General features: G+C 64.8%; 20 protein-coding genes, 1 tRNA gene and 1 pseudogene. 16 read left to right on the forward strand and 6 right to left on the reverse strand.

What is annotated here, in order from left to right; translation table 11 throughout:
* Window positions 1-5: 5 nt before the first annotated feature.
* The 4 genes from HUA76_RS32495 to HUA76_RS32510 form a co-directional block, all read right to left on the reverse strand.
* Window positions 6-1,421 (reverse strand): terminase large subunit domain-containing protein, encoded by a 1,416-nt coding sequence (locus HUA76_RS32495; protein WP_174463032.1) that lies wholly within the window; start codon window positions 1,419-1,421, stop codon window positions 6-8.
* The gene (locus tag HUA76_RS32500; RefSeq protein ID WP_254614636.1) at window positions 1,411-1,881 is read right to left on the reverse strand and encodes a hypothetical protein; all 471 of its coding nucleotides are present in this window, start codon (window positions 1,879-1,881) and stop codon (window positions 1,411-1,413) included. Before HUA76_RS32500 ends, HUA76_RS32495 begins: the two co-directional genes overlap by 11 nt.
* 219 nt (window positions 1,882-2,100) lie before the next feature.
* Window positions 2,101-2,403: a hypothetical protein gene (locus HUA76_RS32505; RefSeq protein WP_174463033.1), complete on the reverse strand. Its 303-nt coding sequence runs from the start codon at window positions 2,401-2,403 to the stop codon at window positions 2,101-2,103.
* A gap of 5 nt (window positions 2,404-2,408) precedes the next feature.
* Window positions 2,409-3,080 (reverse strand): sigma-70 family RNA polymerase sigma factor, encoded by a 672-nt coding sequence (locus HUA76_RS32510; RefSeq protein ID WP_174463034.1) that lies wholly within the window; start codon window positions 3,078-3,080, stop codon window positions 2,409-2,411.
* Between the two features lie 924 nt (window positions 3,081-4,004).
* Here HUA76_RS32510 and HUA76_RS32515 point away from each other — a divergent pair.
* The 4 genes from HUA76_RS32515 (at window position 4,005) to HUA76_RS32530 (ending at window position 10,194) form a co-directional block, all read left to right on the forward strand.
* Window positions 4,005-6,077, forward strand: coding sequence for a VapE domain-containing protein (locus tag HUA76_RS32515; protein WP_371823547.1), 2,073 nt, complete (start codon window positions 4,005-4,007; stop codon window positions 6,075-6,077).
* Between the two features lie 109 nt (window positions 6,078-6,186).
* The gene (locus HUA76_RS32520; RefSeq protein ID WP_174463035.1) at window positions 6,187-6,717 is read left to right on the forward strand and encodes a hypothetical protein; all 531 of its coding nucleotides are present in this window, start codon (window positions 6,187-6,189) and stop codon (window positions 6,715-6,717) included.
* Between the two features lie 43 nt (window positions 6,718-6,760).
* Entirely contained in the window at window positions 6,761-8,224 is a 1,464-nt protein-coding gene (locus HUA76_RS32525) for a PD-(D/E)XK nuclease family protein (protein WP_174463036.1), read from the forward strand.
* Window positions 8,225-8,235: 11 nt separating this feature from the next.
* Window positions 8,236-10,194 (forward strand): DEAD/DEAH box helicase family protein, encoded by a 1,959-nt coding sequence (locus tag HUA76_RS32530; protein WP_254614638.1) that lies wholly within the window; start codon window positions 8,236-8,238, stop codon window positions 10,192-10,194.
* A gap of 682 nt (window positions 10,195-10,876) precedes the next feature.
* On the opposite strand, the pseudogene HUA76_RS45750 reads toward HUA76_RS32530, so the two are convergent.
* A pseudogene (locus HUA76_RS45750) lies at window positions 10,877-11,131 on the reverse strand (DUF4062 domain-containing protein); the annotation flags it as partial.
* Window positions 11,132-12,023: 892 nt separating this feature from the next.
* Here HUA76_RS45750 and HUA76_RS32540 point away from each other — a divergent pair.
* The 7 genes from HUA76_RS32540 (at window position 12,024) to HUA76_RS32570 (ending at window position 18,829) form a co-directional block, all read left to right on the forward strand.
* The gene (locus HUA76_RS32540; RefSeq protein ID WP_174463038.1) at window positions 12,024-13,004 is read left to right on the forward strand and encodes a protein kinase; all 981 of its coding nucleotides are present in this window, start codon (window positions 12,024-12,026) and stop codon (window positions 13,002-13,004) included.
* A 158-nt stretch (window positions 13,005-13,162) separates the two neighbouring features.
* Window positions 13,163-14,002 (forward strand): FRG domain-containing protein, encoded by an 840-nt coding sequence (locus HUA76_RS32545; protein WP_217440527.1) that lies wholly within the window; start codon window positions 13,163-13,165, stop codon window positions 14,000-14,002.
* A gap of 142 nt (window positions 14,003-14,144) precedes the next feature.
* Window positions 14,145-14,675, forward strand: a complete 531-nt coding sequence (locus tag HUA76_RS32550; RefSeq protein WP_174463040.1) for a hypothetical protein — start codon at window positions 14,145-14,147, stop codon at window positions 14,673-14,675.
* A 78-nt stretch (window positions 14,676-14,753) separates the two neighbouring features.
* Complete coding sequence (locus HUA76_RS32555; protein WP_174463041.1) at window positions 14,754-16,766, forward strand: DNA polymerase; 2,013 nt, start codon at window positions 14,754-14,756, stop codon at window positions 16,764-16,766.
* Between the two features lie 34 nt (window positions 16,767-16,800).
* On the forward strand, window positions 16,801-17,382 hold the full coding sequence (locus HUA76_RS32560; RefSeq protein WP_174463042.1) for a hypothetical protein: 582 nt from the start codon (window positions 16,801-16,803) through the stop codon (window positions 17,380-17,382).
* A 2-nt stretch (window positions 17,383-17,384) separates the two neighbouring features.
* Window positions 17,385-17,612: a helix-turn-helix domain-containing protein gene (locus HUA76_RS32565; protein WP_174463043.1), complete on the forward strand. Its 228-nt coding sequence runs from the start codon at window positions 17,385-17,387 to the stop codon at window positions 17,610-17,612.
* Complete coding sequence (locus tag HUA76_RS32570) at window positions 17,609-18,829, forward strand: site-specific integrase (RefSeq protein ID WP_174463044.1); 1,221 nt, start codon at window positions 17,609-17,611, stop codon at window positions 18,827-18,829. The genes HUA76_RS32565 and HUA76_RS32570 overlap by 4 nt, the downstream gene beginning before the upstream one ends.
* A gap of 16 nt (window positions 18,830-18,845) precedes the next feature.
* On the opposite strand, the gene HUA76_RS32575 is transcribed toward HUA76_RS32570, so the two are convergent.
* Window positions 18,846-18,931 (reverse strand) — tRNA-Leu (locus tag HUA76_RS32575).
* Between the two features lie 446 nt (window positions 18,932-19,377).
* On the opposite strand from HUA76_RS32575, the gene HUA76_RS32580 reads away from it, so the two are divergent.
* The 5 genes from HUA76_RS32580 (at window position 19,378) to HUA76_RS32600 (ending at window position 26,038) form a co-directional block, all read left to right on the forward strand.
* Complete coding sequence (locus tag HUA76_RS32580; protein WP_174463045.1) at window positions 19,378-20,733, forward strand: hypothetical protein; 1,356 nt, start codon at window positions 19,378-19,380, stop codon at window positions 20,731-20,733.
* Window positions 20,733-21,083, forward strand: coding sequence for a DUF2019 domain-containing protein (locus HUA76_RS32585; RefSeq protein WP_174453634.1), 351 nt, complete (start codon window positions 20,733-20,735; stop codon window positions 21,081-21,083). Before HUA76_RS32580 ends, HUA76_RS32585 begins: the two co-directional genes overlap by 1 nt.
* A gap of 455 nt (window positions 21,084-21,538) precedes the next feature.
* Window positions 21,539-23,296 carry a B12-binding domain-containing radical SAM protein gene (locus HUA76_RS32590; protein ID WP_141642384.1) on the forward strand — a complete coding sequence of 586 codons (1,758 nt, stop codon included), beginning with the start codon at window positions 21,539-21,541 and terminating at the stop codon, window positions 23,294-23,296.
* A gap of 6 nt (window positions 23,297-23,302) precedes the next feature.
* Window positions 23,303-24,448 carry an acyl-CoA dehydrogenase family protein gene (locus HUA76_RS32595; RefSeq protein WP_174463046.1) on the forward strand — a complete coding sequence of 382 codons (1,146 nt, stop codon included), beginning with the start codon at window positions 23,303-23,305 and terminating at the stop codon, window positions 24,446-24,448.
* A 15-nt stretch (window positions 24,449-24,463) separates the two neighbouring features.
* A complete protein-coding gene (locus tag HUA76_RS32600) occupies window positions 24,464-26,038 on the forward strand; it encodes an amino acid adenylation domain-containing protein (RefSeq protein WP_174463047.1) in 1,575 nt (524 codons plus the stop codon).
* Window positions 26,039-26,086 lie beyond the last annotated feature (48 nt).

Consider the following 26,086-nt stretch of genomic DNA (forward strand, 5'->3'; position numbering starts at 1 on the left):
CACCCTCACAGACAGAAGAAGGAATCCGCGAACACCAGTTCGTGCACGCCCCACAACAGGGCGTCCACGCGGTCATCGCGGCGGCCGTTGATGCCGCTGAACTTGGAGAGCTGGGACTCGAGCTTCGGGAAGGTGCCCACCAGTTCGATGCGCCCCGTCTCGGCCAGCGCGCTCACCGGCTCGGCGCGCTTGGACTTGGCCTCGCGTGCGCGGACGGGCTTCACGTTGACGTGGACACCCATCTCGGAGGCCACCGTCTGAATCGTCGTCTCCACCATCTCCCCGCCCGAGTTCACCTCGGCCACCAGGGCGTCACACCCGAAGGCGAGGTACTCGCGGATGGCGGCGGCAGCCCACTCGCGCGGCGAGCCCCGGAGGCTGGCATCCTTGAGCACCGAGACGCGCTTGAGTGACGCTCCGTCCGTCCCGACAAGCGGACTGTTTCGGACGCCTTGGACGATGATGCCCGTCTCGTCCGAGCCCGTCTCGCTCGTGGGCGCGGGGTCCACGGAGACGATGCGCCTGTGCAACGCCCGCGCGTACTCGTGAGCGTCCGCCTCCACCCGGCCCCACCGCGCCGAGCCGAAGATGGCCCCTGGCACATCCATCAGCAGCTTGCCGAGGACTTCCTGCTGGCCCCAGCGCGTGTGCATGAGGGCCTTCATGGTGGCCACGGCACTGGGCGCCAGGTTGGCGCGGTTGGCCAACGAGGAGCCCGTCCGCAGCACCACGCCAGGCCGAAGAGTCTTGGTCTCCGCGTCGGAGAAGAGAAGCTCCTCCAGCTTTCGCAGAGGCCGCGGAGTGCCCGTCAGGAGCAACTGGGGCGGGTTCGCGGCGGTGCCGATGCGCAGCACCATGGGGAGCTGGTCCAGCGCGGCCATCTCATGCTTCCAGGAGGCGGGCTCATCACCCCAGGCCCAGCCGCAGTTGGGGCCGCGCAGCCGGTCCGGCTTATCCGCCGAGTAACAGATGGCGTAGACGCCATTGGGCCACGTGACGCGCCGCTTGCTGGGCTCGTACACCGGCATGAACCAGGGAGGGGACAGGGCGAGGATGCCGCTGGAGCCGCGAATCATGGTGTCGCGCACGTCCGCCGCCGTGGGGCCAATGAGCGCACCAATCGTCTTCGCCTCGCGGGCTTTCTGAATCACCCAGCGAGCGCCCGACCAAGTCTTGCCGAAGCCGCGCCCGGCCAGGATGAAACACGTGGTGAACGAGGCCGGCGGCATCTGTTCGCGGCGCGCCCAGAAGTCCAAGTCATGAACGAGCGTCTCCACCTCGGGATGGGTGAGACGTCCGAAGAGGCGCGCGAGCCCCTGCTGGGTGCGAGCCTGCTTCACCAGGAACGCGGCCGGGGACTCATCCGGAGCGAGGTGGTCCACGAGCACCGCGAAGCGCGAGCACCGAGAGTCAGCCGACATGGTCGTCCCCCTCGTCTGCGTTGGTGGAGCTGGCGGCGCTCGCCTCTGGCTCGGGCGTGTCCGGGAGGAAGCGGCCCAGGCGCTCCATCAGCAGCTCGCGCAGGGCCTTCTCATCGGCGGCCTTGTCCTCGGGCGCCTGGGCCTCGACGTTGTCGCGCCGCCCGTAGAGGTCAGGGAAGCGACGCGAGAGAAGCCACTGCACGTGCTTGGGGTTGTGAGACGCGGCGGCCTGGAGCATGTCCGTTGCCCCCGCCATGAACTTCGCTTCCGCCTCGTTCACCGAGAGGAAGAAGTCCCGATACAGGCCGCGCTGTTCGCCAGCGCCTCGGTGATACCAGCGAGAGAGGGTGTGCTCCTCGACGCCCACGAGGCCGGCAACGGCGCGACGGAACAGGCCGCGCTCCAGGTGGGCGCAGATGTCAGCCTGCAACTCGGGGGTGAGCTTTGTTGGACGAGCCATGCATCCCCTTCAATGGGGACGCTTTCCGCGACTGGTCCGGAGTTCTCTTCAAACTTTCATTCAGCGGGCCGAACAAAACCCGAAGGGGCCCTGGCGTTTTCTTGAAGTTTTTCAAGCGTGGGGGTCCGCCGAGCAAGGCAGGAACGGGCCCACCGTCCAAAATCCGGACCCGGGGGGCTCGCTAAGTCCAGCTACAGGTTTCGCATGTAGGACAAGATCTCACTGCGGGCCCATGGCGAGCCGTGCGTTGCACGCTGCGACGTCCGCGCAGAACACCCGCCAGACGCGCGTGAAGGCACCGCCCTCGCTCGTTTCGGTGACGTCCAGCCTTCCCCTCCCCTTGCGCACAAGGAAGCCACAGACGGCGCACCGGGCCGCGTACCTGTTGCGACGCAGCTCCGGCGTCCTGTCCGCACACGCAAGTTGACGCGGGCCTGTCGCCAGTTCGTAGGCGATGCGCTCGCCCTCCAGGATGGGCGCGCCACACGCAGCGCACGGCCCGCCCTTCCTGGCGACAAGCACCGGCACTACAGGAGCCTCCCGCTCAACCGCACACGCAGTTCGTCATGGGCCTGGGCCAACAGCTCGTCGACACGCCGACGAGACATGCCCCACCGCGTAGCCACGGCACGCGTCCCCTCACGTGGCATGCCGATGCCGTAGATGCGGGAGAGCAGCTCCTCCTGTTGGGGCTCCAGTTCCGCGAGAGCACGTTGCACCAGGACGGACCGCTCATGCGCGATGAGGACTGACACCAAGCTGTCCGCCTCGCGTGCACGTCTCTCGTCATTCTTCCGCGTCGCGGACCTGGAGAGTTCCTGCTCTGGCGCGTCCTTGCTGACGAGGTCCACTGCCTGCTGCCACTTGCCCTTGCCGCGCTGGGCCCTGTCCGGCAGGCACACGTCCGCTCGGTGCAACCGGATTTGGTCCATGATGGCTCGGTGGGCCCGCCACTTCACCCACGTCGCGAAGCTCTGCTCCCCGCGCTTCGAGCGCTGATACGTATCAACCGCCTTCACGGCCTCCATCGCAGCAACTTGAACGAGGTCCTCCCGCGACAGGGAGCCGCGCGACTTGTCGAAATCGCACGCGAGCTTGCGCAACTCGGGCATCAACACTTCCATCAACTGGCCGGAGTACTCGCGCTCGGACTGGCCGTCCCCTGACGCTCGGCACCCGCGAATCGCGAGGACCAGCATGTCAATCAACTCCCGGGACACTCGCGCTCCGCCGCGCCCCGACTTCTCACCATCCCGCTTCACTGGTCCGCTACCGCACTGCATGACTGCCCCCTACGACCTGCCTCGTTGTGAAACACGCACGGAACAAAGAATCCGAAGGGGAAGGCATCGCTAAGCAAGGCGCCTGCCAATTCACCCTGAGAACAATGGCTCGTGCTGTGAGCAAAACCACGGCGAGCGAATGAAACGCCCGGACGCGCGGCATGCCGCACCCCACGACGAAAGGGACTCGCGGGACGCAACGTAGCGCCCGCCTCTGACACAAAGTCTCAACCATGCTGGAGAGGACAACGCCCATGTCCCTTTCTTTTATGGGGACACGTTCCGCGAGTGGCTCAAGCCGCGTGCAGATTCCTCGGCGGCAGAGGTCACCAACAAGGAGTCACTGTCACTAACTCTTCTCTATAAGGGATGTAGAAAAGTTGAGGTATCAGAGGACATGACAAAGACACACTGGAGTAGTTCTAGAAGACAGATGGAGCGGAGCTAGTGACGGGGACATCCTTCAACGTGGACATGCCGAGACGCGGGAAATGAGCCCTGGCTGGGCCAGTCGCGGAAAGTGTCCCCATAAGTAAGTGCGTGAGCCTGCGATCTCGTCAGAGTCCTGCCGGAAGTGCCGCCCCTGTCGTCGGAGACACCCTCGTCCAAGTCGCCTTCTTCGATGGCGTCCAGGACAACAGACCCCAGTCCCAGGTGGTGACATGGAGCGAGTTGATACAGTTGCTCACCACGCATGCTGTGACGGCCTGCGCGCCGTGCGTCGGTCATAGGTGCCCCACCAAGCTGACCCAACGAGCCTGGGCCCCCGTCGACATCGGCTCGCTCCGCAAAGATGCCGAGGTCCGCGCTGTCACGGCGGCTGTCTTCGATTTGGACGGAGTGTCCACGGAGCAGACTGTCCGAGCCTCGGAGAAACTCGAAGGCTACGCGGCGATTGTCCACACCACCCATGGGCACCGTCCGGGCTACACCAGTCTGCGCATCGTCGTCCCACTGGCGCGTCCAGTGCTGCCCGCCGAGTGGCCGCGCGTGCGGGAAGAAGCGGAGCGCCTGCTGGAAATGCCGGCGGACCCGAACACGCGGAACCTGTCGCGCATCTACTTCCTGCCGAACCACTCGGGCGAACACGAGGCCATCACCAACGTAAGCGAGGGACGCGCGCTCGACGTCGACGCGTTGCTGACCTCGGTGCGCCCAACACCGGCCGTCCCTGCCACTCCCTCCATCCCCATGCCCTCGGTGGAGTCGGGCTCGGCGGACCTCTACGCTCTGCGCGCCAAGCTGCGCCGCGTCCGCAAGCCCGAGCACAGCGCGCTCATCCGCCGCGTGCTGTCCGGGGAGCCTCTTGCCGAGGTGGGCATGCAGGACAACACGCTCAACACCCTCATGTCCTGCGTGGCTCACGTGCTGCCACCTGCCACGCCCGAGGAGGCCATCCTGGAGGTGCTCCGTCCCTGCTTCGCGGCAACGGCCTGGGGAGAGGGCGCGGCGCATCTGTGCGAGGAGGCCCTCCTCAAGCTGCGTCGACACCGCGAGCGCCGCGTCGAGGGGGATGCCAAACGCGTCGCGGACAACCAGGCGTTGTGGACCTCACTGCAAGGCAGACCGAAAACCGAGACGCCGGTATCCCATCAGGGGGACGCCTCTACCTCTACTGAAGAGGACTGGACGCGCGCGCTGCTCTCTTACGAGACGAAGGACGGCAGGCGCCTCAAGAACAACGAGGCCAACCTCTTCACCATCCTGACGCTCTCTCCCGAGTGGCGAGACACCATCCGCTTCAACGAAGTGACGAAACAAATGGAGTACGCGGGCGGCCCACTGGCGGACGACACGCCCGTTGACGAGCTGGACGGCCGCATCGCCTATTGGATTCAGAAAAGCGAGTACGGCCGCCTCGGTATGGACCCTCGTCCCGCTCATGTCCGGGAAGTGCTTCGGCAGGTTGCCTCAGAGAACGCATATGACCCGCTGCGCGAGTACCTGGAGGGCCTCGTCTGGGACGGAGTCCCTCGCGCGGACTCCATGTTGGAGCGCTACTTCGGCGCCGAGGGCGACACCGAGCACCTGCGCGCCATCAGCGGCAAGTGGCTCATCAGCGCCGTGGCCCGCGCGTTGGAGCCGGGCTGCAAGGTGGACACGGTACTCATCCTCGAAGGGCCTCAAGGCATCCGGAAGTCCACGGCCTTCCGAGTCCTCGCGGGGGAGTGGTTCTGCGATGCCCCCATCAACATCCGTGACAAGGACAGCACCTCCCTCGCGGGCCGGAACTCCCTCATCGAGCTTGCCGAGGTGACGACGCTGCGCGCGTCCGAGGCGGAAGACCTCAAAGCCTTCATCTCGCGCAACGAGGACACCTTCCGACCTCCCTATGGTCGCGTCACGGTGAAGACGCCGCGCCGTTGCGTCTTCGTCGGGACCACGAACTCGTCCGAGTACCTGCGCGCGGATTCGAGCGGCTACCGGCGGTGGTGGCCCGTCAAGTGTACCCACATCGACATCGCGGGCCTGAAGCGCGACAGGGGCCAGCTCTGGGCGGAAGCCGTGGTGCGCTTCCTGAAGGGCGAGGAGTGGTGGCTCGAAGAGAAGCAAGCCCAGCGCGCGGAGGTGCATGCCCAGGAGCGCAGTGAGTCCAACGGCGGCCCGGACGACACGATTCTCCAGTGGGTGTTGAGCTTGCCGCCGGAGAAGCGCAACGAGGTGACGACGGAGCTGGTGGCCCGCGACGCGCTACTCCTCACGACACCCGGCCAGATTCCGCGCGGCGTCCGCCTCGACATTGGCCGCGCCTTGCGACGCCTGGGCTTCCAGCGCACCCAGCGGCGGATTGCCGGCGTCCAGACGTGGGTCTACCTGCCGCCGGAGAACATCCGCACCGCGCCCCAGCAACTGGGTCCCGGCGCACCCCGCGCATTGTCCGTCCTAGCAACAGCAAAGATGATGAAGCCATGACTCGAACCGACGATGCGCGAAAGACCCATCCTGTCCGGGACAGGCCCACGCCATAGGCAGTAGCCATTGAACGCGGACTACGAGTCGAATCGGCAGTAAACTACCAAGAATGAACCGTCTATTCCCTCTAGCATTCGGGATTTTTCTCACCTGGGCAGCCTACGGCGTCGCAATGAAGCACATTGCCTCGCTCAACAGCACCACCTGGCCAGGGACGTTTGGCGACAGCTTCGGAGCGCTCAACACACTATTCACAGGGCTCGCGTTTTCCGGCCTAATAGTCTCTCTCTCCACCCAACGAAAAGAACTCACACTTCAGCGGGAAGAGCTAACACACCAAAGGCATGCACTCGAAGAACAAGGCCGACAGCTAGCCTCTCAGGCAGAATCAATGAAGCGCTCAGCCGAAGCACAGGAGAGAACCGCCGTCGCGCAGGAGCGCGCTGCATTGGCACAGACTCATGGCGCGCTAATCGCCGCTAAATCCGAAGATCTTCGAGCAACCATCAGCGCCATTGAAGCGATGGGGGATTCTGGCGACCATAAGTGGCTGGCGCGCAGAGCCCCTCTACAGACAAAGCGCGATCAGCTAATCGCTCAGATATCCGAAATGACCGACCCAACCAACTGGAAGGGCTAAACAGTTCGGTCCGTCGTCGGAAAGCGTCCCCATTGAAGAGAGTGTGGACGCGCAATCTTCGCAACTAACCGAGAGCCCCCGTCGTCGCGCCGTAGACGGGGGCGTCCTCAACTTCCTCTCCGTCTCGCAGCTGAAGCAATTCAGCCTGTGTCCGCGCCGCTGGCACTTCGCCAAGGTACTGCGACTGCCCGAGCCCGAGACGAAGGCGCAAGCCTTGGGTGTCGAGGGGCACGCGCAACTGGAGCACTACCTACGCACGGGTGAGGACGTCCTGGGCGACGTCGCGCGCGCAGGGCGCCACCTGCTTCCAGTTCCAGGCGCGGACCTCCTGGTTGAAGAGTCCTTCGGCACGCCCTCGCCCCTGTCGGCGGACGGTGTCCCGTTCATCGGACACATCGACCTCATCAACCCGCGACGACTCGCGGAAGGCGTGCTGCGCGTCACGGACCACAAGTTCTCGTCCAACGTGGCGCGCTACGGGGCGACGCCCGCGCAGCTGTCCGACGCGAGCACCGAAGCCGGCTTGCAGATGGTGGGCTACGGCGTCTGGGCGGCCCTCTCCGACGCGCGCTTCCCAGGTGTCCGCGTGCTGGAGCTGGAGCACCTCTACTTCCAGACGCGCGGCGCGAAGCGTGCGGAGAGCGTGGTGGCCTCGGTGAGCGTCGAGCACGTCTCGCGCGAGTGGACACAGAAGGTCGTCCCCATGGTGCGCCGCATGCGCGAGGTGGCCCGAGCCACGCGCACCGCCGACGCGCCGCCCAACTTCGGCGCCTGCGAGAAGTACGGCGGGTGCCCCTTCAAAGCGCAGTGCATCTCAGGAGAACGCACCATGTCCCTGTTGAACCGCTTCATTCCCAAGACCCAGGCCCCCGACACCGCCGCGCAGCTCCCGCTCACCGTGCCCCACCAGGTCATCCCTGAGCCGCTCGGGACATGCGACAGGTGCGGCGAGGCCCTGACGCCGGAGAACACCAGCAAGCTCCGCTCGGGTGACGTGCTGCATGTGTCCTGCCCTGGTGCCGAGGTGGCCGCCGTGCTGCCTCCTGACGCGCCGCCTGCATCGCCCACCATCGCCACGGACGCCGCGCCGAAGCGCCGTGGACGCAAGCCGAAGTCCCTGGACGCCACGGTCGCCACGCCGCGCGTCGAGCCCCAGGCGCCCGTCACCATCTCACCGGCCGCGCCGAGCCCCCAGGGAGAGCGCCTGCGCCTCTTCGTGGACTGCGTTCCCAACATGCCCGCCGCGTCGCTGTCCGAGTACGTGGCGAAGGTGGCCTCCCAGGTGAGCGAGGCCGGCGGCGTGGCGGACCTGCGCTTCGCGGGAGCGGAGAGCACGCTGGGCTTCGGCAGGTGGAAGGGAGCGCTCTCCATGGCTATCCGCAACGCACCGCCCGCGCCGGGTGCCTACGCCGCCCTCGGCCTCGCCCACTCGGAGCTGCTGCAACTCGCCGTCGAGGCCCTGGAGCCCCTGTGCGGCCCTGGTGACTTCGTGCGCGGCGCTCGCTGAAAGGGCTCGAGATGCGGCTACTTGAACGACTGGGCGTCACGCACGCGCCCGCGAGCCCCCCGCCGCCCGTGGAGCGCGCTCCTGTCTACGGGCGCTCTCCCGTGGGCTACTCGGCGGACCTCGGCCGCATCCTCGCTCTGCCTCGGCGGAACCTCGCCACCGCGTACACAGCGGCGGACGTAGAGGCTCTGGAGGCCCAGCTACGCGCGCCTGCCGGTCCGTGTAGCTGCGCGAGCATGTCTCCGCCGCGCTCGTGCCCTACGCAGCTGCGGCGGGTGCAGGCCCAGGCGCTGCTGGAAGCCTCGCGCGTCGGCGGACTCCTGGCGCCCATCGGCACGGGCCACGGCAAGGAGCTGACAACCTTCCTCACGCCCATGGTGATGCCGGGCTGCCGGGTGGCCGTCCTATTCATCCCCGCCAACCTTCTGCCGCAGTTCCAGGTCGAGTGGAGCTACTACGGCGCGCACTGGAGGCTGCCCAACCTCGCGGGCGGCAGGTGGTTCCGCGTCGGCATGCCGGTGCTCCACGTCGTCTCGTACAACAAGCTCTCCAGCCAGGAAGCCACGAACCTCCTGGAGTGCATCCGCCCAGACCTCATCATTCTCAACGAGGCGCACAACCTCAAGGACCCGAAGTCCACGCGCACGGGCCGATTCCTGCGCTACTTCGAGGAGCACCCACGGACGCGCCTCGTGGCGCTCTCCGGCACCTTCGCGTCCAAGAGCATCAAGGACTACGCGCACCTGTCGCGCCTGGCGCTCGGTGAGGGCTCACCCTTGCCGCTCGCACACCACGTCGTCGAGGAATGGGGAACGGCCCTGGACCCGGGCAAGGTGGTGGCTCCTCCTGGCGAGTTGGAGCAGCTGTGCGAGCCGGGAGAGCACGTGCGCGAGGGATTCCAGCGCCGCCGCAACGCGACGCGCGGCGTGGTGGCGACGGAAGAGAGTGCGCTGGACAAGCCGCTCATCATCCGCCCGCGCTACCCGGGGCCCGTGCCTGCGCAGCTCCTCGCCTTCATCGAGCTGGCGCACGCGGGCGAGCGCCCGGACGGGGAGCAGTTCCAGGAGCAGTTCCAAGCCGTTGCGTGCGCGCGCCAGTTGTCCGCCGGCTTCTTCCACCGCTGGCGCTACCCGCGAGGCGAGCCGCCCGAGCTGATTGAGGAGTGGTTCGCGCGGCGCAAGGCGTGGAACAAGGAAGTCTGGGAGGAACTCAAGGGCGAGCGCCGCGAGCACCTGGACTCACCAGGGCTGCTCACCAAGGCCGCCATCCGCGCGAACATGACGCCGCCCTATGAGGGCGACAAGCCCATCTGGTACGCGGCAACATGGGCGGAGTGGGCAGAGATTCATGCCGCCGTGCAGCCCGAGCCCCAGGCCGTTTGGGTGTCGGACTTTCTCGTGAAGGACGCGGCAGAGTGGGCACGCTCACGGGTGGGAATCGTCTGGGTCGAGTACCCTGAGTTGGGGGAGCGCATCGCTAAGGCGGCGGGCGTGCCGTTCTACGGTGGGGGCAAGGCCGCGTCCGAGGCCATCCTCCGTGAGACGGGGAAGCGCTCCGTGGTGGCGAGCATCAAGGCGCACGCCACGGGGAAGAACCTCCAGCAGTTCTCCCGAAACCTCGTGGTGACGCCGCCCTCGGACGGAGCCCTCTGGGAGCAACTGCTCGCGCGCACGCATCGTCCCGGGCAACAGGCCTCATACGTCGAGGTGGACGTGTGCCTTCACACGCGGGATTACGCGGACGTGTTCACCACGGCTCGCGAGCGAGCGCGGTTCATCCAGCAGACGGATGGGCAACCGCAGAAATTGATACTTCAAGCCACGCAACACCACCATAGCCTCACTACACACTGCCACCCTGAGGCCTGCGCAATGCACGCAATTGCGTCATCCTCAAATCGCCATACGTCGTCAGCCTCCAGTACGACTGGGTATCTTTCACGCTTCGTTGCCGATCACTCTCGCGAATAAGACCAAGCGCGCGCAGCTGAATAACACAGGTGTCGATATCCTCCTGACTCACCTCAAACGAGTCAATAAACTCTCCACTCTTGAGATCCAGCGAGACGAGGTCTCGAGTTTCCTCCCAAAAAAACTGTCGAATCTTCCCCCGCAGCGACGGATTTGAGACATCGTCAATCATGCTGGGCGCAATCGTGGAAAAAATATCATCCCAAGTGACACTAATCTCTCTCTCCAAACGGGTCCCCGCCCGCTTATAGATATCGCCATCCCCAAAGACCGAGTACTCCACTGGGACAGAAAAAGCATCCCCCCCCTGACTCAATCCCTCAGTCCCCTTAGGCGGCGCAAGCGATCCCCCTTCCTTGCTGTCAGACTCCAGCTCCGAGATCCTGCGACGCAACATCAACAATTCGGAAAGAACATCTTCGCTTGGCAACTTGTCCGCACGCACCCAACCAATTGCGGGATGACGCTTCGTCGTCGACATCAGACTAGTAACCACACGAGCCTTAAGTTCATCTGGAGTCGACCAATATACGCAAGTGTGCTTCTTCTCGACCTTGGCACGAAAAGCCTGAAGCTTCTCCCAGGAAGCTGCGTCTGATTCAGTTCGCTCACGCGGTAGATTGTTCGGATTGGCATGCAGCAGAGGTATGACCGGCTTCTTGGTCTCCAAGGCGTACAGATACTCTTTTTCGGTAAATCCAATCCCTCCTTCGTCGAGCGAACCGTATCTACCCCCAACAATCAACACATAATAATCCGAATCATCAATAACATCTTTTATCAGATCCCATGCGGAATCATCTCCTGCCGCAAAAAGCTCCATTCCGGCAGGCATGTGCTCCATCTCCAAGATCGATTTAAGAACCCCCTGTCGTTCGTGGACAAGGTCTCGAAATGTCGAGCTAATGAAAATTTGATACCTCTTATCCGCAACCATTTGATCAACTCCCTAGATCAACCCAGGCCTCGACCACGCAACCAGTACCACATAGGCGTTCCCCAATTTCCACGAATACTACCCCACTTACAACTATCGGCCGCAAGCCCGTCCTTACTCGTTCATGCTCCCCACCTAGGCCTCAAGTGCCATTGCCGGAACGCGTCCCTAAAGAAAGGTGTGGACGTCCTCTCGACGCCCCTCCACCTGACCGGAAACACGGGACATGAGCAACGCCGCACTTGCACAAATCGCAACTGCCCAGGCTGCCCTCGGCACCCAGTACCTCAAAGCCGGACGCTGCCCGCGATAGCGGGACATGAAACTGGGTAGCCCGAGCCCCAGGCCGTTTTGGTGTCGGACTTTCTCGTGAAGGACGCGGCAGAGTGGACACGCTCACGGGTGGGAATCGTCTGGGTCGAATACCCCGAACTGGGCGAGCGCATCGCTAAGCGGCCGGTGCGCCGTTCTACGGTGGGGGCAAGGCTGCGTCCGAGGCCATCCCACGAGAGACAGTAAGGCGCTCCGTGGTGGCGAGCATCAAGGCCCATCGGACGGGAAGAGCCTTCAGCAGTTCTCGCGAAACCTCGTGGTGACGCCGCCCTCAGACGGCGCCACATGGGAGCAGCTCCTCGCGCGCACGCACCGCCCCGGACAGCAAGTACAACGCATTGAGGTGGACGTGTGCCTTCACACCCAGGAATGCAGTGAGTCATTCGCGACTGCACAAGAACGAGCGAGGTTCATTCAGCAGACGGGTGGGCAACCGCAGAAGGCTCTATCTCAGTTCCCCCTCCAGCTTTGCATGAGGACATCCCACCATCTAGACTGAGGCACATTCACTTGGTTTGTGCCTCGGCAACGGCACCGCCCCAACCGCGGACGGACATGAATGAGCGACAACAACGAGCATGACGGGCAGGCGAGTCCCCTACAGACTCCAGCCCTAGCCGAGAACGACTCGCAGCCCGAACGACTCTTTCATCCACCCCAGCCAGGGATGGAAATCTGGCATCAAAACAAACTATACACAATCGGAGAGCCCATCAACAGAGGAAATTTCGGAGCCATATACGCATGCAGTGACGAATGGGGGAATCAGCTAGTTGCCAAAGTTCTCGTGCCACGTAACCAATCATACGAAGAAGTCAGAAGTCGCTGGCTGGACGAGGCAGACAAACTACTTCACCTGAGACACCCCAACACAACGTACATCTACGACATCTGCGAACACAGAGACACATTCTACATCATAATGGAGCGCTGCGAATGGACGCTCCACGACATCATCACAGCAACACCAAACTACGACGGCTCGGTCTGGTTCATGCCAATCGCCAGGTGCATACTACAAGCAATCCACTTCATGCACCGACACGGCTATGTCCACAAAGATCTGCACCACAAAAACATCTTCACATCCCTAATCCCAAACGAACTCGTCAGAACCCACCCCCCAGCAATGGTCTTCAAAGTTGGAGACTTTGGCATTAGCCGACTTGAGGGAGACATCGATCCAATAAACACAATATTGGCACAATGGATGCTCCCGCCTGAATCGCTCGCCCCTCAAGAGTTCGGACACATCGGACGAGTCACCGACATTTATCACATGGGGCTTCTCTTCCTCTCGATCATCGAGGGACAAATCCGTGAATTCTCCCGGGAAGAGATTCTCGACGGAGTGCCGCGACAGATTGCCGAGGGGCTCGACTCCCCCTATTCGCGCGCGATTGCCAAGGCCCTCAGGCGACACACAGCCGACCGCACTCGGACTGCTCTTGAATTTTGGCGCGATCTCAACTCTTCATTTCGCACCGATCAGTCAGCCAGCACTCTCTCAATGTCATCCATGACAAGCTCCAAGCGGTAGCTTCAGAATGGACTCCCCTCCTCATCGCACCCGCGCGGGATATGTCCACAGTCCAATGAACCGCTCCCGGAAAGCACCTCCACGCAAGGACAGTCTCAAGCCACCCCATGGGATACTCACCCTAGAGTGCGCCCCTAACCCCAACAAGCACATGAGCGATGCCTCCAAACCATCTATCCCGCCTCAAGAACAACAAGAGCATGCACTGGGACCCAACAAGCAACATCCTCACCGTAGAAACACCCCATGCACTCATCCAGGCGGTTGGCTACCTTAAGTACGCGTTACGCCAACATGGCCCTGTCCTCTTTCGCGGACAGAATAAACTCTACCCATCAATGACGCCGTCCCTATTTCGAAGTATCAAGACAACCGGAGGGATGTCGGAGCGAGAGAAAAAAGTCATCGAATACACGAGACTAGCCACCACCTCTGGCGCCTTCATAGGAAAGATGCCATCGGACGCGCTCGAACCACTCCTGCAGCACTATGGAATCAAGACCCGATGGATTGATCTGGTCGACAACGCATGGACGGCTTTGTGGTTTGCCTGCCAGAACAGCCTCTCAACGGGCCCCATCAGCCAGTATCTACATTTCGCCCCTAGCGAATCCGAGAATGCATACATCATACTAATGCAAGGCGGTCAAGAGACGACTGAGGCCAACAAGCCGGGATTTCTCACAAGCAAGAACTCTATAATAATCGATTTACGACGCGCCACGCCATCCACATACCTTCGACCTCACGCCCAGCACGGTCTTCTCCTGCGAAGGCGCGCCTACTCCGAGCCAGAACACATGGACCTCTCGGATTTTGTCGTCGGAATTATCTGCGCCAAAACAGCCAAGGCCAAGGATTGGCTTGGCTTTGGCGCCCTGACGGCGACCCATCACATCTTCCCTCCTCCCTATTATGACGAAGGATATCGTGCGTTCCTAAAGAGAGCTCCGCTTGGCACTTCTGTTATCGGGTCGATTCAACACATTGGCGCCTGACTACACCCCTCATCATTTCTAAGAGCACCGAATCTTAGCCTTCTGACCGGCACCAACCGAGCCACTCCCAGAAAGCGTCCCCATAAAGGGAAGGTGAGGACGTCCTTTCGACGTCCCGTCACCTGACTGGGAACTCGGGCCCATGAGCAACGCAGCACTCGCACGAATCGCCACCGCCCAAGCCGCCCTCGGCGCGCAGTACCTCAAGGCAGGCCGCTACCGCCTGGAGGTGCAGTCCATCCGCACCAAGGACGGCTTCAAGGGCCTGTCCGCCATCGCTGAAGTGAAGGTGGTGACGTCGGAACGGACCCAGCACAACACCGAGCCCACGCGGCCCGGCCTCATCACCAGCTACGTGGAGAACCTCTCCGACTCGAAGAAGAACGGAGGCGGGCGCTTCAAGGCGTTCCTCATGGCCCTGGCCGGTGCCGAGGAGCACGAAGTCTCTCCGGACTTCATCGCCAAGTTCACCGAGGCAAAGCAGGCCGGCGCCTTCCTCCTGGTGGACTGCGACGTCTTCCCCAAGACGCTCCCGGAGAAGGACGGCAGGCCCGGCAAGGTCATCGAGGGCTACCGATGGAGCAACGTGAGCCCCACGGACACGGAGCTGGCCGCCATCGAGTCCAAGCGCGCCTCCGCCAAGCTGCCGCCGCTCGCTGACGCCCTGGGTTGACGTTCCCTCCATCTCTGGACTTCTTGGCGCTCTCCCCAGGGCGCCACGGTTGGCCCACGTCACGGGCCTTTCGGTGTTGTGCCCGTCCTCTTCAGCTTCGACACCGAGACGTACCCGATTCAACCCGGCCTCCTGGCGCCTCCGCTCGTCTGCGCCTCCATCGCCCTGGACGCAGCTGGAAGCGAGCAGCTCCTTTCCGCCGCCCAGGCCCGCGCGTGGTTCCGTGAAGCCCTCCGCGCGCCGGACGTCGAGCTGGCGGGCGCCAATCTCCCGTACGACCTGGGCGTCATGTGCGCGGATGACCCGCGACTTGTGGACGCCGTCTTCGCTGCCGCCGAGGCGGGCCGCTTCCATGACGTGGCCATCCGCGAAGCCCTCTTGGACATTGCCCGGGGACTCCATGGCGTGGACCCTGAGACGGGCCGCCCACTCGGAGATGACGAGGGCGCTCGCTACCCGCTGGCCCTCCTGGTGCGGCGCCACCTCGGCCTCGACATCAGCGCGGACAAGCACGCCCCCGATGCGTGGCGCCTGCGCTACGGAGAGCTGGACGGCGTGCCGCTGGAGCAGTGGCCCGAAGGCGCCGTGAAGTACCCGCTCCGCGACGCGCGCTTCACCCTGGACGTCCACCTGTCCCAAGAGCGCGCCGCGTCCGGCATCCCCAACGGTGGCAACCTCCACGCCGAAGGGGACCAGGTCCGCGCCGCCCTCGCCCTCCACCTCGCCTCCGTGTGGGGACTGCGCACCCATGCCGGACGCGTCGAGCAGCTGCGCCGCCGCGTCGAGCAAGAGTGGAAGGCCAACCGCGCTCACTTCCAGGCCGCCGGCATCTTCCGCGCCAACGGCACCAAGGACTCCAAGCGCCTCGCCCAGCTCGTCACCGCCGCCTACAACGGCTCGCCTCCCGTCACCCCTCCATCCTCCAGATTCCCCGAGGGACAGGTGGCGACGGACCGGGACACCCTCCTCGACTCGGGCGACACGGTGCTGGAGGAACTGGGCAAAGCCGGCAAGGTGGACAAGTACCGCTCCACCTACCTGGGCAAGCTGGCGGCCGGCACCACGGCCCCCCTCAACCCGCGCTTCAATGTGCTGGTGTCCACGACGCGCGTCTCCAGCGACTACCAGCAGCTTCCCCAGCGCGGTGGCGTGCGCGAGTGCCACGAGGCCCGCCCTGGCTTCGTCTTCTGCTCCGTGGACTACGGCGGCCTGGAGCTGCGCACCATGGCCCAGCGTGCCATCTGGGATGTGGGCTACTCGCGGATGGCCGACGCGCTGCTGGCCAAGGAGGACGTCCACACCTCTGCGGCAGCCACCTTCCTTGGGGAGAGCTACGACACCCTCCTGCCGCGCGTGAAGGCCAAGGAGGCAACGGCCACGTCCTTCCGCTCCCTCGCCAAGATTTTCAACTTCGGCAAGGGCGGGGGTCTCGGAGCCGGCGGCATGGCGTACCACGCACGCGCCAAGGATGGCGTTCGGTTCTGCCTGTTGGCGAAGGTGGCGGACACGTGCGGCGTGGAGCGCGTCCCCGTGCGCGTCCAGGGCAAGGTGAAGATGGTCTGCGCCGCGTGCGTCGAGGTGTCGCGCCGCTACGGCGACAGGTGGCTCGACGCATGGCCCGAGCAGCGCGCCCTCTTCGCTCGCGCCAGCGCCTACACGCGCAACGGCCAGCTCGTGGACGTCATGATTCCGGGCGCCGACATCCTCCGGGGAGGGTGCAGCTACACGCAGTGGCTCAACACGCCCTTCCAGGGACTCGGTGCCGTGGGCGCGAAGCTGGCGACCTGGCGCGTGTCCCGGGAGATGTACGCGGACCGTCGCTCCCCACTCTGGGGCTCGCGCCTTGTCCTCATGGTGCACGACGAGCTGGTGGCCGAGCTGCGCGCGGACTGCCCCAACCGGCTCCACGATGCCGCCGAGCGCATGGCGGAACTCATGCGACAGGCCATGCGAGAGGTGACGCCGGACCTCGCGGGGGCGATTGAAGCCGAGCCGGCACTCTCGCGCGTGCTCTCGAAGGACGCGGCCACGGTGAGGAACGACACTGGGCAACTGGTGGTGTGGGAACCGGTCGCGGAGAAGGCGGCCTGAACCAGTCGCGGAAAGTGTCCCCATTCAAGAAGGAGTGAGCACAACACCTCCTTCCGAGAATCCCCCCGCGCCTCGCGCCGCGAAGTTCGTCTCCATCGACCCCGGCCTCCGTCATTGCGGTGTCGCCGTGTTCGATGCGCCGCTTCACGAGCGCGCCACCCTCCTGGCCGCCGGCTTGCCTAAGAACCCCGAGCACCAGGGCGGAGAGCTGTCGCTGGCATCGTGGGCGTCCATGGCCTTCGCGGTCCGTGAGTGGCTCCGTTCCCGCGTGGGCGACGAGCCTTTCCAGCTCATCCTCGAGATGCCCCGCGTCTACGCCGCCGCGCACCAGAAGGGCGACCAGAACGACCTCATCCAGCTAGCGGGCGTCGTCGGCATGCTCGGTGGCTTCCTGCCGAACGTCGCCAGCCGTCGCAGCGTCTACCCGCGCGACTGGAAGGGCACCGTCGACGCGGACGCGTTCATCGAGCGCATCAAACAGCGACTCGACGCCGCCGAGCACCTGTGCGTCGAGCTGCCCAGCGCCGCCACCATCCATCACAACGTCTGGGACGCCATCGGCATCGGGCTTCACACCCTCGGTCGCCTCGCTCCCCGCCGCGTCTACCCGAGGTAGCCATGTCCGAGCCCATCTCCAACAGCTCGGAGGACACACCTACGTTTCTCACCGTGGACGAGGCCGCCGCTTTGCTGCGCGTAAACCGGAAGACGCTCTACGAGGCCATCCGGCTCGGTCAGGTGCCGGGAGTCGTACGCATCGGAAAAGCACTCCGTATTCGGCGGGATGCCCTGGTAACGTGGCCCTCGGGTAAGGGCCGTGATTCTGCGCTTGGGAGTAGACGATGAGCGTCAGATTGCGGAAGTGGACGACGAAGGAAGGGAAGTCAGAGGAGGCGTGGCAAGTGGACTTCGTGTATCAGCACGCGGACGGACAGAAACAGCGAGTCGTGAAGTTCTCGCCCGTTCAGACCCGTCGGGGTGCTGAGGCATACGAACGCGACCTGCGCAACGCCCTACTCAACGGGACTTTCGGAAAGGAGAAGCCAGGGGAGGATAGCCCGCTCACGTTCGAGCAATTCACGCCACGCTTCCTCACCTACAGTGAGAACAACAACAAACACTCAAGCGTCGACAGCAAGCGACAAATTCTTAGAGACCATATCCTCCCATTCTTCGGGAAGATGGCTCTTGAGCGCATTGGTTCAGCGGAGACTGAGGACTTCAAGGCGCTCATGCGCAAGAAGAAGTCGGCGGCTCACAAGCTGAAGGAGTCCTCGTCAAAGCGAGCTATCCAGAAGCGGCTGAACAGAGCGCCCAAGCCCCTGAGCTTGAAGACCATCAACAATGTTCTGGCCGTGCTGCAAACGCTGCTGGCACTCGCGGAAGAGCAAGGAGCCATCCGGCAGGCGACGCGCGTGAAGCTCTTCAGGAAGCTACCGAAGCCTCCTTTCGACTTCCTGTCGTTTGAGGAAGCCGAACATCTTCTCGCCGTTGCTGAGCCGGAATGGCGCGCCGTGCTGTTCGTCGCGATCAAGGCAGGGCTTCGGCAGGGAGAGCTTATTGGGCTCCAGTGGAACGACTTGGACTTGCCGCGCAGCATGCTCCACGTCCGCCGAAGCATCTGGCGAGGGGTGGAAGGCTTGCCGAAGGGCGGTCGCGAGCGGTCGGTCGAGCTGCCTGCGTCCGTGGTGGATGCACTCAAGGCCCACCGACACCTTCGGGGTCGATTCGTTTTCTGCCAAGAGGACGGACAACCGCTCACCAAAGGCAAGATGTCGGCACCGCTTCTTCGTGCACTTCGGGCAGCAGGCATCACCCGGGCAGTGGGCCAAATCGGTTGGCACGACCTGCGCCACACTTACGGCAGCCACCTCGCAATGAGAGGTGTCCCGCTGAAAGTGATTCAGGAGTTGATGGGGCACGCGACCATCGAAATGACGATGCGCTACGCCCACCTGAGCCCCGATGCCAGGAGAGACGCGGTCAACGTCCTGGACCGGCCCATTGCACTGGCGTGCGACATACGTGCGACACAGGCGGTTGCCCTTGATAACCACCTGTAAAGACTGAGCAAAGAAGTGCACGAGCCGGGAATCGAACCCGGACGGCCCTTTCGGGCCAGCGGATTTTAAGTCCGCTGCGTCTGCCAGTTCCGCCACTCGTGCCCAGTCGTTTCCGGCCCTTACTGGCCCTGCCTGGACCTCGTCAGCAGGGAAATAGTAGGAACCAAAGCGCGTCCTACGATGCCCCTACCCATCCCTCCGCTGCGACCCCCACACTCTCTACCCTACACGCAACCGACTCCAAAGCGTACCAGTGTCACGAAGGGCACGCCCCTCCCAGCGCAGGGGGAGAGTCGTCCGCAACTCGGCCCCTCTTGCGCCTACTGGTGGGGGGCGTGTCCCTATCAATGTGTAGATGGCGAGGAGGGACGAGCGAGCCGCGCTCGGTCACGCTCCGCGGCGTGAAGTCCCGGAGCACTCCGTCGGCCCCACGCTCGACCTGGCGCCCGATTCGGCCGGGTACACCTATCAGCTCTATCTGATATTGCCTGGCCCTGCACCGCAGATGTGCTCCCGAGTAAAAGCGGCCAGTGCCAGGAGGGCTCCGCATGTCGCCGCGATGGTTGATTCCGCTACTGCTCGTGATGCTGGCCGGATGCAGTGGCACCACGAAGTCCGTGCGCCTGCACACGGACCTGGGCAAGCCCATCGTCCTCACCCCACGCAGCGGCGATGCCTCACCGGTGGAGCTGGACGAAGACGACTTCGTTGAAGCCGTAGAAGCGCTCGCCCGGAGCGTGCGGCCGTCCACTCGTCCCCAGGAAGTGGCCCGGCGGTTGTTCGAGGTGGGTTCGCGCAGTGGCTCGTACCTGTACGAGCCACACGGCCACCGCGTCATCCCGCTGGGCCCGGGCGAACACCTGGAGGGTGAACAATCCGCGACAGAGGTGGAGCTGACGCGCACATACCTGCGCTGGTGCGAGCGCGCGAACAAGCCCGGCGATTGCCTGCGCCTCCTGGTGGAGAACCCCACGGTCACCGGGGATGGCCGTTACGCCCTGGCCATGGCCTTGGCACAGGGCGTCGTATTGAACGAGATGATGGATGCCTTCAAGGACATGGCCGATCCCCAGGCCATGATGTCGACGGTTCTCTGGACGTGGACCACGTACTGCATCTTGCTCGCGGTGCCCGAGCCTTTCTCGAAGGGCGTGGCCGCCGTGATGACCGCCACCCTCATTGCCTACGTGGGGGTCGATACGTTCTGGACCCTCATCGTGGGCTTCAAGCGACTGGTGGAGGAGGCGGAGCGAGCCACCACGTTTGACGAACTCCGCGAGGCGGGCGAGCGCTACGGCCGGGTCATGGGCCGCAACGCGGCGCGTGCGTTCGCCATGTTGGCCGTGGCCGCCATTGGAAACACGGCGGCGGGGCTGGGGTCGAAGGTGCCAAGGCTTCCCGGCGCCGCGCAGGCGGCGGTGCAGGCTGAAGCGCAGGTGGGCCTCAGGCTCGCGGCGGTCGCGGACGTCGGAGCGGTGACCGTGAGCGCCGAGACCGTCACCATCGCCCTCGCACCCGGTGCCGTGGCCATGGCGGCCAGCGGCACGGGCGGCGGCGCCTCCGCCAAGGCGCGGCCCATGGGCTACAGGGCCTGGGGCTCGTTCAGTGGCTTCAAGAAGGCCATGGGGCCGGCGGGCAAGAACAAGGAGTGGCACCACATCGTCGAGCAGACCCCGGGCAACGTGACGCGCTTCGGCCCCCAGTCCCTCCACAACACCGAGAACGTCATCCCGCTGGACAAGAGCCTGCACACCAAGGTCAGTTCCCTCTACTCGTCGATCCGCTACGACATTACTCAGTCGCTCACGCAGACCGTACGGCAGTGGATGAGTACACAGTCCTATGAGGCCCAACGCGAGTTCGGGCTGTTGGCCATTGAGAACGTGAAGCTGAGGGTCTGGTGATGAATTTGGAAGAACTGGTCGAGCAGTTCGCTCGGAATGTCGCGGCCCAGACTGATGCCATTCATCGAGGAGATTCCAAGACGGGGAACAAGCACGCCAAGCAGTACACCGCCGCGCTTCAGGCGCTACGCGAGCAGGGGGATACTGGGCGAGACGCCCTCGCCGTGCTGATGAAGCATCCGCGTACGGACGTTCGAGCCATGGCGGCTGCGTTTCTGCTCCGCTACAGGACGGCGGAAGCCAAGGCGGTATTGGAAGCGGCAGCGAACGAGGGAGGGATTGCCGCCATCGGAGCGATCATGACTCTGCGACGTTGGAAGGACGGCACCTGGGCGCTCGATCCGGAGTAGATGTGGAGCCGGCACGGATGAGCCCCGTGCAAAGCCATCCCAATCCATACGCCCCCTCGCGCAATCACTGCACCCCGGATACTGACGCGTCAGCCAGATGTTTTGACGTGTCAAAGCCAGCGCCTGACACGTCAAGGCACGTCGACCCGGCAGGTCGGACAGGTCCGGGCGGCGCCGCGGCCATCCACCGCTCCCCGGCCCGCACTCCCGATGGACCCCGCATCCCACCTGTGAGCGCTCGGACACTCCTGCCCTCCCCGCACACGCCACGTCCTCCTCACAACTCACGCGCGCCGCCTCGCTCTCAGATTCAGCGAGAATTCCGGAATTCACTGTCCTGAAGGAAGCGCACGTCCCAGACCCGGGGACGAACGACTTTCACCGGTCACCCGTCCATTCTCGGCGGCGTTCAAAGACAGGCTTCATCGCAGCTCCACCCCCGGAGAACGCTGCTCATGAGCACGTCGTCCAGTACGCTACGAGCAGACCTCTTTCTCCTGCACGCGCCCAGCGTGTATGACTTTCGTGAGCGCGACGACCTGCTGTTCGCCTATCTCAGCGACTCGGACAGCGTCAACGTCACGTCCATCTACGAGATGTACCCCATCGGGTTCTTCTCCATGCAGGAGCACCTGCGCAAGCACGACCTGTCGGTGAAGATCGTCAACGTCGCCGCGCTCATGCTCAAGCACCCCGAGCTCGACGTGGACCAGCTGCTCGGGCGGCTCGAGGCGCCGGTCTTCGGGTTGGACCTGCACTGGATGGCGCAGTGCCACGGCACCATCGAGCTGGCCAAGCGCATCAAGCTCGTCCACCCCGACGCGGTCATCATCTGCGGTGGCATCTCCGCGACGTTCTACGCGGAGCAGCTCATCCAGTATCCGGAGATCGACATCGTCGTGCAGGGCTACGACACGCTGGAACCCGTCCGACGCCTGGTGGAGACCATCAAGTCCGGCGAGCGGCGCCTCGTGGACATCCCCAACCTCCTCTACAAGCGCCGCACCCAGCAGGTGGAACGCACCGGCTTCAGCCACAAGCCCGCGACGAACTACAACGACGCCACGGTCGACTGGTCCTACTACCGCGACGCCGTGGACGACGTCGCGACCACCAAGCTCATCATGACGCTGCCCAACACCGGCTGCGCCTATGACTGTCCCTGGTGCGGCGGCTCGCGGTCCGCCTATCGCAACATCATGGGCGTCAAGAAGACGCTCATCTCCAAGGACCACTCGCGCATCGTCGACGAGCTGAAGTCCATGGGCCCCGCCGCGGCGACCACGGGCATCTACGCGCTCCAGTGCTACTCGGAGACGCGTCCGCGCTTCCACGAGTACCTCGACGCCGTGAAGCAGAGCGGCTACCGCCAGCTCTTCGTCGAGCAGTTCCACCTCACCCCGGACGAGACGCTGAAGAAGATGGGGGAGTCGAGCCAGTCGTACATCATGCTGTCCCCCGAGTCGCATGACCCGGTCATCAGCAAGCTCGCCGGGCGCGGCACGTACACCATGGAGCAGATGGAGGCGTGGATTCCTCGCGCCCTCGACGCGGGCATCGCCGGCGTCATGATCTGGTTCTTCATCGGCATGCCCCAGCAGACGCCGCAGTCCATCTTCGACACGGTGGACTACAGCATCCGGCTGATGGAGAAGTTCCAGGGCCAGCGCGTCCTGCCGCTTTTGTGCCCCATGGTCCCCTTCCTCGACCCGGGCTCGCGCTTCTTCGTCGAGCCCGAGCAGCACGGCTACCGAATCTTCCACCGCACCCTGGAAGAGCACCGTCAGGCCATGGTGGAGCCGCTCTGGCACCGGCGCCTCAACTACGAGACGCGCTGGCTGTCCCGCAAGCAGCTCCAGGACACGACGTACAGCGCCGTCGCCGCGCTCGTTCGCGCCAAGGGCCAGGCGGGAGTCCTCCCTCGCGCCATCAGCCAGAGCATCCTCACCGCCATCTCCGACACCCAGGAGCTGCTCGCGGACATGGAGCGCGCCATCACCCTGGATGGCGCCCTGCCCTCGTCCCTGCGCGACGTCATCCGCTCCTACAACCGCCGCGTCCTCTCCTACTCCAGCGATCAAATCATCCCCATCCAGCGCCCCTTCGGAGGCCGCTGGTTCGACGACTTCACCGTCCCCCCGGAGCTGCTCGCCCAGGTCATGTCACCGCGTCCACGGGCTCCCGTGCCCGCGCTCACGGGAAGCGGAGGCTGAGCCGTCATGGACTTCGCGTGGACACCCGACGAGCGTCGGATGAAGGCCGCGGCGGTCGCCTTCGGCCGCGAGCGCCTCGACTTCGACGTCGTCACCCTCGACGCCGAGGGCACCTTCAACCGCGAAGGGTGGCACCGGCTCGCCAGCTTCGGCGCCGCGGGCTTTCCCATTCCGCGCCGGTATGGCGGCGCGGAGCACCCGGTGCCCATCACCGCCCAGGCGATGGAGGGGCTCGGGTACGGCTGCGCCGACAACGGGCTGCTCTTCGCGCTGGGCGCCCACCTGTGGGCCTGTGCGCTCCCCATCCTGCTCTTCGGCACGGAGGCGCAGAAGGAGCGCTACCTGCCGGCGCTCGCGCGCGGAGAGATGCTGGGGGGCCACGCCATGACGGAGCCCGAGGCCGGCTCCGACGTCGCCGCCCTGCAGACCACCGCCACGCGCAAGGGCGAAGGCTACGTCCTCCAGGGGCGCAAGGTCTTCGTCACCAACGGCCCCGTGGCGGACCTCCTGCTCGTCTTCGCCACCGTGGACGCCTCACGGGGACGCGACGGCCTGACGGCCTTCCTCGTGGAGAAGGGCCAGCCCGGGCTCCACGTGGAGCGCACCGTCCCGAAGATGGGCCTGCGCACGGCGAGCATGGGCGAGCTGCGGCTCGACGACTGCGAGGTCCCCGCGAGCAACCGCCTGGGTGAAGAGGGCGGCGGGCTTGCCCTCTTCTCGCAGATGATGGAGTACGAGCGCGGCCTCATCCTCGCGCCCGCGCTGGGGGCGATGGAGCGCACGCTGGAGCGTTGCATCCGCCGCGCCCGTGAGCGCCAGCAGTTCGGCAGGCCCATCGGTGGCTTCCAGGCCATCTCCAGCAAGCTGGTGGAGATGAAGCTGCGGCTGGAGACGGCGCGGGGCCTCTTGTACCGCTTCGCCTGGCTCAAGCAGCAGGGCCGCTCGGCCATGTTCGAGGCCTCCCTCGTCAAGCTCCACGTCAGCGAGTCCTGGGTCCAGACGAGCATGGAGGCGGTGCAGCTCCACGGCGGGCTGGGCTACCTCACCGAGACGGAGTTGGAGCGGGAAGTGCGTGACGCATTGGGGAGCCGGATTTTCTCCGGCACCTCGGAGCTCCAGCGAGAGCTCGTGGCCCGCTCCATGGGCCTGTGACGGAGAACCACAGCCATGTTGTTCCAGTATCTTGAAGACAGCGCCAGGGCCCACTCCGCCCGGATCGCCGTCATCGACGGAGAGCGGACCTACTCCTACGAAGAGCTCGAGGCGGCGTCGAATCAGATGGCCCGCACGCTCAGGAACCAGGGCATCGGCCGGGGCGACCGCGTGGGCCTGCACCTCGACAAGTCCCTCGAAGCCATCATCGGTCTCTTCGGCATCCTGAAGGCCGGTGCCGCCTACGTCCCCATCGACCCCGCCTCGCCCGAGTGGCGCCTGAATTTCATCGCCCGGGACTGCGCGCTCTCGGGTGTCATTACCATCCCCACCTGGCATGCCTCCCTGCGCGACGTGGAGAGCCTGCGCTGCATCATCCTGGTGGAGGCCCGCCCGACGAACACGCTCCGCCTCCCCCAGGAACCGGGCGCCCCCGTGACTCTCACCTGGGCCGACGTGCGAGCCCAGTCCAGCGCCCCGGTGGAGCCGCTCGCCGAGTCCTCCCCCGAGGACCTCGCGTACATCCTCTACACCTCCGGCTCCACGGGGCAGCCCAAGGGGGTCATGCTCAGCCACCGCGCCGGGCACGCCTTCGTCGACTGGGCCTTCAACGTCGCGGGAGTGCGCCCCGGGGACCGCGTCTCCAGCCACGCACCCCTCCACTTCGACCTGTCGGTCTTCGACGTCTTCGCGACCGCGAAGGGCGCCGCGACACTCGTGCTCGTCCCCACCTCGCTCTCCGTCTTCCCTCGCGAGCTGGCGGACTTCATCGCGTACAAGCACATCGCCATCTGGTACTCGGTCCCCTCGGTGCTCACGCAGTTGGTGGCCCGGGGCGAGCTGTCGCGGCACGGCTTTCCGAACCTGCGCACCGTGCTCTTCGCCGGTGAGGTCTTCCCGCTCAAGTATCTGCGCCAGCTCGTCCTCACCCTGCCCAGGCCGCGCTACCTCAACCTCTACGGCCCCACCGAGACGAACGTCTGCACATTCCACCTCGTCACCCCCGCGGACCTCGCGCGCTCCGAGCCCCTGCCCATTGGCCAGGTCTGCTGTGGGGACGAGGTCTTCGTCATCCGCGATGACGGCATCCTCGCGGGAGATGGAGAAGAAGGAGAGCTGTGCGTCGCGGGCCCCACGCTGATGAGCGGGTACTGGGGCATGGAGGAGCGCACACGTCAGGTGCTCGGGCCCATTCCGGGCCACGCCTTCGCCTATCGGACCGGGGACCGCGTCATCCGGGAGAGCGGCGGCGCGCTGTGCTTCCTGGGCCGCAGGGATGACATGGTCAAGGTCCGGGGTCACCGCATCGAGCTGAGCGCCGTGGAAGAGGTGCTCCTGCGCCACCCGGATGTCGAGGAGAGCGCGGCACTGACACTCCCGGACGATCTCACGGGCAATGAGCTGCGCGCGTTCGTCGTGCTGCGCGACAACGCGAGCACCAGCGCGCAGGATCTGCGACAGCACTGCGCCAACTACCTTCCCCGCTACATGGTCCCCACGCGCATCGACGCGTGTGAAGCCCTGCCGAAGACGACGACAGGAAAGAAAGACAAGGTCCGGCTCCAGGAGCAGGCACGACAGCTCGTGTGAGCCCTCTCTCGAAGACAGTGTTTGCCTCATCGGGTCACCGACCCGAGG

Source organism: Myxococcus sp. CA056 (assembly GCF_013336715.1).
In the GTDB taxonomy this organism is placed as follows: Bacteria; Myxococcota; Myxococcia; order Myxococcales; family Myxococcaceae; genus Myxococcus; species Myxococcus llanfairpwllgwyngyllgogerychwyrndrobwllllantysiliogogogochensis.